At 39.4% G+C, this 16,155-nt stretch carries 7 protein-coding genes; 5 read left to right on the top strand and 2 right to left on the bottom strand.

Going from position 1 to position 16,155, the window contains the following annotated elements; translation table 11 throughout:
- Positions 1-83: 83 nt before the first annotated feature.
- The 5 genes from WDB87_RS03115 to WDB87_RS03095 all read left to right on the top strand — a co-directional run bounded on the left by WDB87_RS03115 (position 84) and on the right by WDB87_RS03095 (position 10,569).
- On the top strand, positions 84-1,202 hold the full coding sequence (locus WDB87_RS03115; protein ID WP_055019930.1) for a Vgb family protein: 1,119 nt from the start codon (positions 84-86) through the stop codon (positions 1,200-1,202).
- A gap of 661 nt (positions 1,203-1,863) precedes the next feature.
- Positions 1,864-5,598, top strand: a complete 3,735-nt coding sequence (locus WDB87_RS03110) for a TonB-dependent receptor domain-containing protein (protein WP_337848998.1) — start codon at positions 1,864-1,866, stop codon at positions 5,596-5,598.
- A 58-nt stretch (positions 5,599-5,656) separates the two neighbouring features.
- Entirely contained in the window at positions 5,657-7,444 is a 1,788-nt protein-coding gene (locus tag WDB87_RS03105; protein ID WP_337848997.1) for an Ig-like domain-containing protein, read from the top strand.
- Positions 7,445-7,594: 150 nt separating this feature from the next.
- The gene (locus WDB87_RS03100) at positions 7,595-8,638 is read left to right on the top strand and encodes a family 16 glycosylhydrolase (RefSeq protein ID WP_337848996.1); all 1,044 of its coding nucleotides are present in this window, start codon (positions 7,595-7,597) and stop codon (positions 8,636-8,638) included.
- A gap of 137 nt (positions 8,639-8,775) precedes the next feature.
- Complete coding sequence (locus tag WDB87_RS03095) at positions 8,776-10,569, top strand: CRTAC1 family protein (protein WP_337848995.1); 1,794 nt, start codon at positions 8,776-8,778, stop codon at positions 10,567-10,569.
- 75 nt (positions 10,570-10,644) lie between these two features.
- On the opposite strand, the gene WDB87_RS03090 is transcribed toward WDB87_RS03095, so the two are convergent.
- Both WDB87_RS03090 and WDB87_RS03085 read right to left on the bottom strand, forming a co-directional pair.
- Entirely contained in the window at positions 10,645-13,167 is a 2,523-nt protein-coding gene (locus WDB87_RS03090; protein WP_337848994.1) for a TonB-dependent receptor, read from the bottom strand.
- A gap of 772 nt (positions 13,168-13,939) precedes the next feature.
- Complete coding sequence (locus tag WDB87_RS03085; protein WP_337848993.1) at positions 13,940-16,075, bottom strand: multiheme c-type cytochrome; 2,136 nt, start codon at positions 16,073-16,075, stop codon at positions 13,940-13,942.
- Positions 16,076-16,155 lie beyond the last annotated feature (80 nt).

Here is a 16,155-nt window from a genome sequence, read left to right as displayed (position 1 = left end):
GTTAACTATGAGAGGTAAAAAGCAAGGTTTGGTAACAGGCCTTGCTTTTTTTTCGCAAAAATTTAGGACAAAAGAGAGCAACAATGAATAAAAACAATATCACTCATCTTAAAAAAAAATTAGCGGGATTAGTGTGCTTACTTACTGTGTTTGGTTGCAGCACTGATACAGCTCAAAGGAATAATAACAGTATAAATAAAGAGGAAGTAAATGCATCTGTTAAAGCGTCTAATACTATGCTTGCTAGTGCAAGTTTATTTGCATCACTCCCTGATTATTGCCCAACCCCAGACGCTTTTGCAGTCTCTCCTACAGGAGAGCTTACTTTATCGTGCGTTAATTATGCCAATAAAGGGTTACAAGCAGGTATGTTGGTTAATATTAACGATGACAAAACGTTTACTAAAATAGCCCAGTTATCAGGGCCAAATAATAAAGGAAAGGGTCGTCCTATGGGCCTTGCTTATGCCCCTGATGGTTCCTTATTTGTAGCCGATAACCAAGGCGCTGGCAACGCTCGATTACTTAAACTTACCTTAAAAAATAATGCGGTTATTAACACTCAAGTTGTTGCCAAAGGTATGAGTTCGCCAAACGGTGTGCGCTATCACAATGGTTATATTTACGTAACTCAACTGCGTTTACCAAGTAAAAATAAGACTGAGACTCTCAGTGGGATATATCGTTTTAAAGCCACAGATACCAATATATTAGTGACAAACAGTACAGATGATCCGCATTTATTATTTTTGGCTAAAACAATTAATAAGCAACGTAAATTTGGACTTGATGGTTTAGTGTTTGACTCTCAGGGTAGCTTGTTTGTAACTAACTTAGGTGACGACTTAATTTATAAATTAACGTTTGATGCAAACCACAACCTGCTTAGCAAAAATACCTACGCAACACTTCCAAAAGGAAGCGGACCTGATGGTCTTACTATAGACCCTCAAGGGAATTTATACGCCGCAGGCTTTTTAACTAATCAAGTTATAAAAATTGATACAAACCAAAATGTAACCGTTATTGCATCTTACCCCGATAACAATTCAGAAAATGGTGAATTAGACCAACCCGCCGATATTATTTATTATAAAGGTTCCTTGCTCATGTCGAATTTTGACTTGCTTACAGGCCCAGGCATTATCAATACTGGGCATGGCAAACCTTATACAGTAAGTGAAATTAAGTTACATAATTAGTAAGGTTTTAAGTTAAGCGCTTAAATTAAAATCGTGTGTATTGCGGTGTGTGTCTGAGCTTTAGATTAATCGGCAATACATTTGGTTTACAGCTTTCAAAGCTGCTGATTGGTAGTTTTTGATAGCTGTAAATACTCTATTGAGCATAAATTACTATTACAAACCCTCGTAAATTCCTTCCTAAACTGCTCAATTCTGATCATTTTGAGCAACATTTTTTATTCTGTATAAAAATCCCTGCGCCACTTTCACTTAAATATTAATGAATTTAATACCAATCAGCAATAATACTTAATCATTTTCAGGGGCTAAAGGTGTCGCTATCTGCGTTAAATATTCTCATTTAGAACAACTAAATAGCGTATTTTTTGCCTTGCTATCAACACGTCTATCCATCCTCAAAATAGATCACTTAATTATGCGGATTGGTATAAATTGTTTAAAAACAGCAGTTTAAATTTGATCGTTCAAAAAAGAAACAAAAATGTAAAAATTAAAGTAAACAGCTTGTAAATGTAAACATCATATGTTTAACTTGATCGTAAGTTGAGCAACGCTCTAAGATAAAACTAGGATACTAGAGCGTTCATTTATTTTATCTGCATTGCTTAACTAATAATAAAAAACTGACGACATCATCACACAGGCATTGAGACACACAATGCCGAAAACAGGAGAGCACACAATGCAGCATAACTTTAGGTTATCAGCAGTCTCTGCAGCTATCATTGCTTCGCTTATTTCAACCTCTGCTTTTGCACAGGAGGATGAAGAAAAGAAGAAGATCAAATTAGAAAAAGACATTGAAATAATAGAAGTTCAGGGTATCAAAAGTAGCTTGCGAAAATCGGTAAACGCAAAGCGCTTTTCCGACAGCGTAAGTGACTCAATTCATGCTGAAGATGTAGGTAAATCGACAGATCAAAACATTGCCGATGCACTATCTAGAGTAACAGGGGTGAGTATTCAAGAAGAGGGTGGCGAAGGAACGCGTATATCAGTACGTGGTGCAGGGCCTTCTTTAAACCAAATATCTATGAACGGTGTAGCACTAACAGGTGGGCTTAGTACTGATGGTTCTAGTGCAGGTGCCACTAACGATAACAGCGTAGATTTAAGTTCTTTTTCATCAGATATTTTATCATCAATAGACGTTATTAAAACATCCTCAGCTGATAATGATGAAGGTTCACTTGGTGCGACTGTTGTTTTACGTACTGTAAAGCCTTTAGATTTAGCTAAGCCACGACGTTCATTTACTGTTGAAGGACGCTATAACGAATTTTCTGATGAAAATGATTCACGCATTAATTTTAGCTTTTCTGATAAATACTTAGATGACAATTTTGGCTTTATTATAACTGCTTCTAAAGATACGCAAAAAACCCGTCAAGACCGAATTAATACTGACTGGGCTAATGGTGCAATTCCCATTGTTGATTTAGAGAGTGCAACAGGGCGCACAGCTCATGATATAGCAACCGGTAAACCGATTAGAGTATTGGGTTATCAACGTGATACTGATGGCAACAAGCTATTTGGTAATGACGGCCAAGCGCTATTAAATCCAATTAGCACGCTCAATAATTACGATCCTGAAACGCAAATATTGCATGAAGGTGATTTATTTGTTTTAGCGCGTGAGGTTATCGACTTTACATTAAATAATGACCAACGAGATCGTCTATCAGTATCAACGGGGTTTCAATATCGCCCAACAGACTCACTCGATATTCAGCTTGATATTACTCATACACAGCAGGATGTATTAACCGACAGTCAACGATTGCGTTTAAACATGGGGCCCGTTACACCTTTAATTCATCCAGGAGATGACAACACATCACTCAACGGTGTTGATTTATCAACCAATACTTTACAGCAGTCAAGTAGTCGTTCTACGGGGGGGAATTTTGTTCGCTCTTACGGTCTACGTGAAATAGATACAAACGTAGCGTCACTTGATATTGATTATCAAGTGAGCGATGCACTGAATATGAATGTGCGCGCCGGCTTTTCTAAAACGACAGATGAAACACCAGACGACGATGAAAAAGATCGTTTCATCTCTATTAGCACAGCTACATGGGGCACGGCAGGTCGTCAAATAGTGGAATCAATGCCTGATGGCAGCCACGAAATGGTTGGCTACAACTGTGGTGGTAATGGCGAATGTAGTTACTCAACAGGCACTACGCCAGCTGATTTTGATGCCTTTGATGGTACATCTAATACAGTATATAGCCGTTTTAATCCATTTGACATGCAGCATAACCACTTAGGTAGTTTAGTGCTGCGTAAAAACAAATTAGCTGATACAAATAAGTCGTTATTTGTTGATTTTGACTATGCCCTTGAGGGAGATTTTTTACGCTCACTTGAGTTTGGTGTTAAATGGGCTAATCGTAAAAAAAATGTCTCTATCCAAAACAGAGCAACGACGAACGGTACAGATTTAATAGATTTAGAAGACCCCAGTCAAGCCTTTGAAGTACGTGGACTCGGCACTATTCGCTTAGCTGATATAGTGGCAAATAGTGCATACCCATATGATAACTTTGGTGAAGATATTCAATCGGACCGTTCTGCACAATTTTTTAATGGCTGGCCACTACTAGATGCAGAGAAAGCGCTTGAGATTGTATCGGGTAAAGATGCTGGTGAAGTCGGTATACGTGAAACGATTACCGGTAGCCGAAATATAGAAACGGATACTAAAGCTGCCTACTTTAAGGCAAACTTTGAACTTATGGATGGCCGCTTAACCGGTAACCTAGGCCTGCGTTATGTGAAAGACGACACAACGGCAACAGGTGTAGGCGGCATTAGCTTTATACGCTTTCCGCAAATGGTTGATGCATATAATTTGTTAGTTGAACGTGGTTTAGCTAATACTAATTTAGAACCATGCCCTGCTGCTGTTATGGGGGTATCCGAAAGCGGCGCCCCTGACCACCGCTATACACCAGCAAACGATGCTGAGCTACAAAATTGTTGGGCATGGCAAATCACTCATGCTTATAACCGCTCAAACCCAGCTACTTTTCCTGTTGACCCGCAAACAGGAGAGTTTGTTATCCCTGGTGCTGATGGCAATACAGGGCTGGGCGTAAATCAACAAGTATTTGTAGATGAAAATGGCAACATCATTGGTAATAGTGCTTTGCCTTCATTAATTTACGATAGCAACGGGAACTTGGTTCCTACCTCTGCTAATGCGTGGGCTCATTTTGCAAGTAATGGGCAAATATGGCCATTTTTGGATAGGACTACGGCATTCACTGGTCCGCAAGGTAGTGGCCGAGAAGTACAAGATCGTATCGCATGGGTCACAAAAAAGGGGGGGCATGACGCCTACTTGCCAAGCTTAAATTTAAATTATGCAATTAATGAAGAAATGATTGCTCGCTTCGCTATTAGCAGAACCATGACCCGCCCTCGTTTTGATTCACTGAACCCGCGTACACAAATATTTGAGCAACAATGGGATTCTGCAAATGGCTCTGCGGGTAATGCAAACTTAAAGCCACTAAAATCAACTAATTTAGACTTTTCCTACGAATGGTACTTTAGCGACTCAGGTTTATTGTCGGCTGCATTTTTTTATAAAGACATGAAAGACTTTGAAGAGACCGTTATTGTTCCATATCACTACAAAGATGTAAGAGAAGAGTACGACTTACAAACAGCCGATTTACTGCTCGATTACGATGAAAGCCGAGCGCCAGGTAGCGAAGAAAATTGTATGCCTCTTAGGCAGGTTGCAGGCTTTTTTGACCAATGGCGTATTGAATGTGACGTAGTAAACGTAACCACAGTTACTAATGGCAAAGGGGCGGATATTAAAGGTGTTGAACTAGGTTACAACCAAAACTATGACTTTTTACCAAGTTATTGGGGGGGGTTAGGTTTAAACATGAACTATACATACCAAGACTCTGAATCTGATCGCCAGCAGGTGGGTAATACCGATATTTTCTTAAAACCTTTACCGCAGCCTTACACACCAAAACACTCATTAAATACCACTCTTTATTGGGAGCAAAAAGGAATTCAATTACGTTTAGCGAGCCGCTACACCGGGGAGCAGCTAGTCAACCGAGGCTTAGTAGGCGGTGCTACATGGCAAGAGGCAACCCACCGTTTAGACTTTAGCTCAAGTTATAAAATTAATAAAAACTTTAGCTTAACTTTTCAGGCACTTAACCTAACCGATGAAACAAACCGAATTTATTACACAAGCTCATTTACGCGCAACGCGTTTGAAGCTAACTCGCAAGAAGTTGTAATGGATGAAGGTAATGCGATTGAAGATGGCAGTGTAACTACTTCGCGTACAGCATCAGTTTGGAAAACGGGTCGCCAGTTCCGTTTAGGTCTTCGCGGTACATTTTAATTGAAACCTATTTAGCAGCATACACAAGTATGCTGCGCTACCTATTTTGGAGAGTAAGATGAAACACAACTTACTAATAAAAACAGCAATCAGCAGTGTTATATTTTCAGTATTAACAGGGTGCGGCGGAACGGATGAAGGTTACGACCCGCAGTTTAAATCTAATTTAGCACTTGTAATCGATACTGCAGTGATCACGAGCACATTAGATGAAGAGTCTGCAGTTCAAGAAATTGACTTACTACAAGGCGTTACAATTGACGGTAAGCTCGCCTCTGATTTTGACGGAACTATAAATATAAGTGGTTTAGAGTTTACTGCAAATAATAACTTTATTACACCACAAGCAAACGCAAACACTATTGCCTCACATAAAATTTCGCCATTTACCCAATCAAGAGAAAGCACTAAATTAGTTGTGGATACAGATGCGTTTTCACAAGCATTAAGGAAATGCGATCAAACAGATGTAAGAGGCGCATTAGATGGCGATGGTAATCCCATTGCGGATGGGAATTTAGATTTTCCAAGTCAAGTTATTTATAGTATTACCTATTCTATTGATAATGGCGCAAATCGCATACCAGGGGAGGCACTGCCTAGCCGTACATTGCAATTAACCATCAATGCAATTGATGATCCTGTATCTGAAGTAACTATTTCACCCATAGAAGTACCTGTAGGTGGGCAGGCAAGTGTGTTTGCATCAGCAATACCTAGTTACGCGTGCAATCCCGCACTTGTTTACTCAATTGCAGATGAAGATATTGCAACCATTGATGAAAATGGCCTTATTAGCGCTAAAAATACGGGTGAAACCACTATTACAGCCACAAGTGTTGATAACCCAGAAGTAACAGCTAACGCCACGCTTACAGTAACGGGGGCTTTTAGTATTGCAATAACAAATGATGATAAAAACGAGTTAGGCGCATCTTCCGGAAACAAGGACGTTCCAATCTGCGTAGCAAGCGGTATAGAAGTGCAGCCGGCTCTATTAAACGCAGAGTTAAGCGGTGAATACACTTTTGATTGGACACTTAACGATGAAGTTTCATTTACGCAAAGCTTAACCGCAAAAAGTGGCTTTGGAGAAGTACTTGCCTTACAGGCTCCTAATACAATTGATACTGTGAATACGGTAACTGTTGAGCTTAAAGAGGGAGAGACTGCAGGCACGCCCTTATCACTTATTCCACAAAAAAGTATTTCAGTAAACACCGTTAATAACCAAATGTGTGAACCGGGGGTATCAGAACACCCTGCAGGCTTTAACACTGACTTTAATTTAGATGGAGAAGGTGCACCCTATAAAGGGAATGCCACTTATAGTGTATCGGCAACCTCTGTGTCGGGTAATGGCCGTTCGCTTGAAATTACAGCGGGCACTGCAACTCAAGGTGAAGCGAATACACCGTACTCTTTTGCAACTCAGCAAGTATGGAATAAGCAACGTAACTGGTACAGCGCCAACTATGGTCGAGGTGCCGAGTCTATAGGTAAAACGTATCGCTTTTCAGCATGGGTTAAATTAAATCAACTACCTGAACAGCCTATAACGCTTCGCCATGTTGTAGTGCCTTGGGTTTATGAAGGAATACCTGATGATGCGCAAGGCTTTACAGGACGCTATTCACAAGCGGGGTTATTCAGTGCTGAACTGGATTCAACTACTCAGTGGCAATATATTGAATTTACAGAAGATTCAACTAACACACGAGAGTGGGCAATTCCAGCAACGTGGAGCTCAGTTACTGATGTGTTTACCCTTTGGGAAGTGTATGGACTGCCAACGGGTGATTCAATCTTGATTGACGATTATGCAGTTACGCGTACCGATATTTAAGCGAGTAATCAACGCATAACATAATATCAATTAGAGCGGCTTTAAACTTATCGGATTTAAAGCTGTTCTGCTTATGAGCCACTAAATCTATTCATTTACGCATTAATTTTTAACTTTCACACAAATTTATATACAAAATAATGAGGCACCATGAACAGCGCACAAAAAAAAATAGAAACACATAAATTGATGCTCACAGCAGCATTATTGTCGGTAATAACCATTGGTGGTTGTAGCAGAGATTCGACAGCTAATATGCAAAGGCCTCCCCAAGCTATGAGTAACCTCCTGCCATTATCGGATCCACAAAATACAGGTAAATGGATACTTAACACCCAAGTAAGCGATGAATTTGAAGGCAGTGCCATCGATGAAGAGCGATGGTACATCGTGGGTAAACTGGAAAACGGCAAACCCGTTTATAAGCACCCAGATAAGCCAAATAAAAAGGTATGGAAAGGCCGCGCACCTTCGCAGTTTTCCGGCAATAATTATCGCCTAGAAAATGGCAAATTAAAACTTGAGACCCGTTGGGAGCCCGATTTTCCTTTTGAAGAAAAAATTCACAAACCTGTTTTTGGTGATCCACTTAAATACGAAAATATAACAACAGCGTGTTTTATTGGCCGAAAATCATTTCAGTACGGATATATAGAAATTAAAAGTAAAGCCGCTGATGCGCAAGTAAGCAGTGCATTTTGGTCGATGGGTGAAAAGCTAGAAGTTGATTTTTTTGAACTGTTTGGTGACTCTCTTGACCCTAAAAAAGACCATATAGACAGTGAACTATGGTGGTCAATTCGCGATTGGAATAAAGAGGTAATGGGTAAGCCCACTTATACAGAGCGTAAAGACTTAGGATTTAGAGTCGCTGATGACTTTCATGTATATGGAATTGATTGGAGTGCTGATGGGATTAAGTATTATGTTGATGGCAAGTTATTTAGTGAAGTTAGCGCAGAACAAGCAGATGCATGGGCTAAAGAACATCGTGGGGTTGATAAAGGTTATGTAGCCACTAAGCCGTTATTTTTATGGCTCGATCAGGAAACATTTCCTTGGCACGGTGTACCGACCAGCAAAGAGGAGCTTGAGCGTAATAGCCCTGAAGGGAAAAAAGAGGATGGCGTGGTTGATTTTGAAATTGAGTATGTCCGTGTTTGGCAGAAAAAGCCAGCTCAATTAGCTAATTAAGGATTAAAGGAATGAAAAAATATTATAAGCCAGTAAATAAAATTTTTTGCTTAACTGTTATTGCTACAAGTATTGTCCTTGGCGGTTGCAGCTATATGAAAGTTGATACCCACAAAAATAGTTTTACAAAGGAGAAAATGTTCACGGAAACTAAAAATGTTATTCCTTTTGAACCTTTGTCGAGACGTAAATGGGATAGTGCACTCATTGCTGACTTTGATAAAGACGGCTATCAAGATGTATTAATTACGGAGCATACTCATGCTGTTAAAATTTTTTGGAATAATCAAGATAATACCTTTTCAGTGCCACAAATAATTATTAAAGGTGATACTCACGGTATAGCCGCGGCTGATTATGATCTTGATGGCAGAATGGATTTAATAATAGCCCAAGGCGGTGGCGGCGGCTTGAAACCTCGTTTACCTGTATCGTTTCAAATAAATCACGACCGGACTGTTGAAGATGGAGAAACGTTTAATGATTTTGAACGTACACGCGGACGTGCGGTTAAATTAATAGATGGCAATAACAGTGGCACCTTAGATTTAATGCTCTCAGCTTTTCCGCTTAAGAAGCAAAAAAAGGGTGCCAACCACATATATAAAAACGAAGGACATAATCAGTTTAAGTTTGTCGATTATTTACCTACTGCAAAATGGCTTGGATATAAGGCCTTAGTTAGTGATTTTGATAATGACGGGCACGATGATTTATTTTTTTATGGCGGAGATGACATTGTTGTAGCGCAGAGTAAATCTGATTTAGGTTATAAAAATAAAAGTAAGGCTGTCCTAGGGGATAATCGCAATATTAGTCATGTAAGCAGCATGACTGAAATTGACTTTGATAATGACGGTGACTTCGATTTATTTTTAACCCGCGCTAAACATCAATTTGAACAACACACCTTTTATGATACTCAATCTCAAAATTTTGCTTTCTTTACTCGTAACGAAGCATTTAAATTTGAAAACTTTAAAATCGAAGGTAATTTTGAAATAGAAAACCTGCAAATGGCATATCCTCATTTTAATGTGTTTATTGGTAAAAATAGTGAGCCGTTAAAACTTAAAGGTCATGGCGGTAGTGAACGTACGGTACAGGTTACAAAAGAACAAGCTGCTGGCTGGCCTAAAAAGCTCAGTAACAAAGGTTTATATATAGGTTACTTAGGTAACGATACTTGGCGAGTAGCTGGCGATACTAAATCGCCGACCGCTGGTGTTATTAAAAGAGTGACCAATTCACCCAAAGTAAAAGGGCTTGAGCCATTACCAGCGGTGTTACTTGAAAATAAAAATGGTAAATTTGTAAATGCAACGGAAAAATTAAATATTATTCTGAATGAGCCTACAACAAGTGCGGTTTCTGGGGATTTTAATAATGATGGCTGGAGTGATTTATTTGTAGTTCGTTATGGCAACCCAGCGAAAGCCAATGAACAAATATTGTTTTTAAACGACCAGGGTAAAGCGTTCAAAAGAGCAAAAAAGCACGGGCTTGTATCAGCTGAGTTAGGTGCTACCGGTGGTGGAGCTCAAGCTATTGATTACGACAACGATGGTGACTTAGATCTGATATTCTCAAATGAACGTGGGCGCTGGCACTTGTTTCAAAACAATAGCGTGAAAGATAGTGAACATAACTTTTTAGTCGCCAATGTGGGCTACTCACCAGTTAATGGGGCTTCTGCACTGGGGGCAGCTGTTACTATTCATGCATGTGGTCAAACTTATAAACGGATTGTAGGTGCAACTGGCGCGGGATTCTCACAAAGTGAAAATAGCACTTTACACGTGGGCTTAGGCAGGTGTACTAATGTAAAAAGCGTATTAGTTAAATGGAGTAATAACGAGCAAATAGAGCTCTACGATGTACAGGTTAATGACACAAAAGGAATGCTGGCAGGTAAGCTCAAAGCATTATAAAATAATTGCCTAACATTACACCTCAAATTTAAGAAAAAAAATAGCGCTAAATTAGCGCTATTTTTTCTTAATCTACTAAAAACTATACTCAATGCTTGCACCTACATAACGCTGCCAATCGCGTGGATAGAACGCTTCACCAAAGCCTTCTGAGTTTATGCGTTGACGTGTAGTGTATGACTTATCAAATAAGTTTTTAACAAATACGCTCATTTTGATGTTTTCTTTACTCACGCTTAAATAGCCATCCCAAATACTTGAAGATGGATTTGCTGATTCACCAAAAGCAAGCTCATTGATTGATTGTGTGTGGCTACCGTTGTACCGCCAAACAGCACGAGTATTAGCTTGCCATCCAGTATCCGCTATTTCAGTACTATACGAAATAGTGCTTAAAAACTGCTGCTCAGCATTATTAGGGAAAGATAGGCCTGTTTGATCAAAACTCTGACGGCCTGTTTCATCGGTTGTACAACGCGCAGCGAGTAAGCCACCATCATTTGCAGGGCAATTAATAGGCGTATCTGCAAAATCTTCGTAGCGTGCATCAAAATAAGCATAGTTAAACGACCATTTAAGGTTATCTGTGAGCTTTACTACTACATCAGCTTCAATACCGGTAGAACGTGCTTCATTTGCGTTAACATAACCTGCAAAAACAATGTTATTTTCTTCGTCAATTACACGGGTTGCTCGCACCTGATAATCATCAACTGACATATCAAAATAAGTAAAGTTAAATAGCAAATCGTTATCAAAATAAGCAGAGCGCAGGCCTACCTCAAAGTTCGACGAATTTTCAGGCGCAGTAGGAAAGTTATCAGCTTCAGCAGGGTCTGTGTTTGTTGTTACAAAGTAAGACGCCCCTTTATAGCCCGTGGAATAATTTATATAACCACGAATATCATCTGTAAAGTCATACCCTAGTACTGCTTTATATATAAAGGCAGTATCTGAATCAGAAAACTTAGTAGGATCATCTTGACGTTTTATTAGCGATGGATCAGTTTTAGCCAGCTCAAAAACATCGGCATAGGTGTCCATACCGACTCCATTAGATGGAGTCGCAAGATCGGTACGTGCAAATGTTGCTTCACCTTTTTCGTGAAGTAGCCTAAAGCCAAATGTGGCATCTAACTGCTCGGTAATTTGGTATTCAAGTTGACCAAAAATGGCAATGTTTTCAAAGCTGGTGGTAAAGTCACCACTGTTAAGTAAGCGAGATGGAACTAACAAAGAACGGTCGTCTTCGCCAGTTGTAGCGTAGTTATCTAAGTAGGCATTTGTTGAAGGTCCTGAGTAACAACCAACTAGCTCGCCTCCTTCAATAAAACCACGGTTACCCGCAATACAACCATCTCTTACTTCAGAGCGCTGGCCGTCGGTATCATGATAAAAGAGGCCTAATACCCAATCAAATTTTTCATTATTAAATGACGATACCCTAAATTCTTGTTGAATTACATCTACGGACTCGTTACCGCCAAATGCCGAACGTTGCACAGGAAAGTTTACTGTAAAAAATGCAGAGCTATTATATAAATCAAAGTCTCTATAGCTACCATTATAGCTAAGTGTAATTTCATCATTTAAATAGTAGTCAGCCGACATAGAAAAACCAAAATTTTCAGTTTTACCGTAATTGGCTTCAGCGTTTCGTGCTGTTACTGGGCCGCCTGCTTCTTCAAAGGTCGACTCTGGGTTTACGCGATTATATGTAGTGCCTTCAATAGTGCCGTCGTCTTTTACATTAACGATTGGTCGTGGGCCAAAATCTGGATTAATGCCACCTAAACGGATAAGTGAACAACAGTTTGTGTCTGTTTCTGAGTACTCTAGACGAAATAACACATTGAGTTCTTCACCATTATCGTATAACAGCTGTCCGCGGCCCGCTTTTGTTTCTTTTGCGCCAATGTCATAGTTTTCTTCACCAGGCATGGTGTTTTTTATCCAACCATCTATATCGCTGTACTGTGCATTAAATCTCGCCGCCCAATTTTCGTTTAGCGGAATATTAATTGTGCCACTAAAGTCGGTTCCATCAAACTCAGTAACTTGCGCGCGTACATTACCCTCAACGTCATTGAGTTGAGGTTTTTTAGTTACGTAATGTAATAAACCGGTAGATGTATTTTGACCAAATAGCGTACCTTGTGGCCCGCGCATTGCTTCTACACGTTGAACGTCAGATACCGGAAGGTTGAGCATTGATTGGCGGGGTAGTACTTCACCATCAATTACAACTAAGTTTGATGATTGTAAGCCAATAGAATTTGTAAAAGTACCTATACCACGTGTTTTTAATGTCGTTGTTCTTATTTCACTACTGTCATCAATGCCAAAGCCTGGGAGGTAAGTTACTAGATCAAAACCATTATCAATCTGGGTCTCCTGAATTAAATCACCATTCAATACTTCAATTGAAGAGGGTACTTCTTTTAGTGCTTGGTCACGTTTTTGCGCGCTCACTAAGATTATTTCAAAGTTATCGTCGTCCTTCTTAACTTCCTCTTGGGCCGATACTGTGTGTGTGAAAGTTGATAAAGAACAGCATGCAAGCAATATAGCTGTGTGCAATTTACTGTGTTTAAGCATTTTAACCACTCCATTTCTTTATAGTTGTCAGTGTGCAGGTAGTACTTTGCAGTACTTGTCATGAAGAATCGAGTTGACTAAAAGACATTGTTGGTGCTTTAAAGACCATTAACAGTCAGTAAAAATAAGCAACGCAATTCATTCTAACAATTTAAACATATGATGTTTGCGGTTGCAATATGTTAATCACTTGTTTATTAAATATTGTTTTAGTTAGAGGCAAATGGTCTGATAGATAAGCGTTAATTAATGACTTCTGTTAAAAGAGATTACGATTATGGATAAGCATGCGTAGTTTTAAAAACGAGTAATAATACGTGATGACTTTGAAAGGCTAATACTCGCGCTGATTTTTAAAAACACTACATTAATAAAATTAGTAATGGTTTGCTACGGTTATTCAACTCGCTTTTATAAGTTCAAAACCGCTCAATTATTTAAGTGAATTGGTATAAATATCGACATGTTTTATTTGGCTCATAAAAACTGGCTTAATTAGTAAAGTTGTTATTAGGGCGGTTGAACTGTATGCACTGAAATTTGTTCAATCTAGGGGCTATTCAATCACGCCTGAAGCTTTAACCTAGCAGGCTTTAGAGCTGCTATTGCGTTATTCGCCCCTAGAAAGAAAAGAGTAGCGTATATACGATAAACATGTAACGTTTGCGCTTACGTATGAAAATCAGTGCAAATAGGGACTGCTTTTCTTAAATACCCAACGCACAACTACAGAGTTAATCACGAAAAGTCAGCTTGCCCTATATATTCAAACTTATTTTAACGATGCAAAAAAGTGATAATCTTCAGCATTTTTTAGCTTCTGAGCAAAACTCATCCCTAAACTTTTTAATTGTGTTGCATTGTTATAGGTACTGATTTTTGATTTCAACTCTATTATGGCTTTGGCTGTTGAGCCAATGCTATCGAGTGCTAAAAAGTACAAATAAGCGTATTGCACGTTATTACTCTCAAGTACCATTGCGTGTTTAAACGAGTCAACCGCAGCGGGTTTGTTACCGCTTCTAATAAGCGCCATACCATTTGCATAATGCAGCGGCGCAGAGCTCGGCACTGCTGTTAAACCATTATTAAGCACGCTTTGCATTTTTTCTGTTTGGCCTAGTCGGTAATAAATGTCGGCTAAATTTACATAACTTGCATCAAAGTAAGGGTCAACGCTAATGCCTTTTTGTAACGATTTTATAGCACCGTTTATATCTTGCTTGTTAAGCGCGAGCATACTTTGATTTATATTTCCTTCACCGCGCCATGTATTTACCTTATTGGTATATGCAAGCTCTCTAATTGATTGATTAAGCCCGTTTAACTGCGCTGTTGTTTGGCTTAGGTTTTGCGCTGCAGCAACACGCACTGACTTTAATTTGTCGGTTAATAGTTGCTTATAACTTTTTAAACGCTCTGCTTCGGGCAGCAAAAAGCCTACCTTAGCAATCGCTAAGCGAATAAGCGGAAGCGGCGAGTTAACCCAACTTTTTACGTCACTATCACTAAGCTCTGTAGCTGAGCCGCCTAAATAACTTATTGCACTGGCACGGTCTATTTCGTTTAACGAAAAATCATTAATCAAGCTCATATGTGCATTTTTCGATATCGCTTTTAATGAGCGTAATTCAAGCATACTGTGCTCGCTTGCACTTAATGGCGGTGCTTTACCATGCCATTTTTCAAGTGTGCTTGCTGCCCATTCGTTTGTTTGACCGTCGTGACATTGCACACACGCATTGGGTGTATCGTATTTTATTGATATATCAGGGCGTGGAATTTTAAAGCTGTGGTCGCGCCTGTCATCAACGCCCATGTATCTGTTGGTTGGCATGTGGCAGCTAACACATTGAGCCCCGGTTGATTGTTCTTTATGACGATGATGCTTGGGTTTGTTGTATTCGCTCGCACTGTGGCACTGTAAGCACAGCCCATTCGTTTTAGTTTTAACTTTCATGGTGTGTTTATCGTGGCAATCAATGCAATTAACACCCGCTTTGTACATTTTACTTTGTGCAAAAGAGCCAAACACATACACTTCTTCTTTAATTTGGCCATCAGCGTGATACAAGTTCGGTTCTAAAAACGAAGGACTAAATTGGTCTAAAAACGCTTGGCTGTTATCAAAGCCATCCGTTAGTGGGCTTCTAAGCGAGTGACATGCATAACAACCTTGCATAAAGCTGTTATCGCGGGGCTCACCTTGCCACGTGGCGATTGTGTCATCACCGATTATTTTCCACTGCGACATATTGGTGGGGCTTGTTTCAGGCGATTTAGTCACTTTTTTAGTTTTATGTTCATCCGTAATCTCACTGTGGCACGATTTACAACCCACATTTATGTTTGAAAAGTGTGTATCAAAGCGCTCCTTTTCACTATTGAAATTACGCTTTAAATTATCTGAATGGCAATCGGCGCACATACCGTTCCAGTTTTGTAGAGGTTGTAGCCAATGGAGGCGGTCGTTGGGTTTAACATCCTCGTTAGCGTAGTTAGCATACCAACGCTGCCCACCAAGTGATTTAGCGCGACTATCCCATGCAAAAGGAAATACCTGGTATTTGCCTTTTTCAACTTCAATTAAATACTGTTGCAGTGGGTCAAAGCCAAATACATAACTTACGGTGTACGTTTTTTTATTGCCTTGCTCGGTCAAGTCAATTAAAAAGGTATCTTTTTCTTTATAAAATACGGCTTTTTGAGAAAAGTGGGTCGTTGCTACATTATTAAAATCACCAAGTACAGTATTTTTGTTGGCTAAAGCCATTGAACGAGCATGGTCTGACTGTTCCCAATCATGGGTTTGTTGTTGATGGCAAGATTGGCATTCCTCGTTCGCAATAGCTGAAAAACAACAGCATAAAAAAAGAATGCTAATTAAGTACTTTATTATATTTATCATATTTTAATTTACCTTCAAACACACTAATTGCATGATCAAAATTAGGCAATTGTCTTCAAATAAGCACTCAGTGCTCTATG

It is taken from the genome of Pseudoalteromonas sp. C12FD-1 (assembly GCF_037414265.1).
Taxonomy (GTDB): Bacteria; Pseudomonadota; Gammaproteobacteria; order Enterobacterales; family Alteromonadaceae; genus Pseudoalteromonas.
Note: the sequence above shows the minus strand (reverse complement) of the source record. Positions and strands in the feature narration are given on the sequence as shown.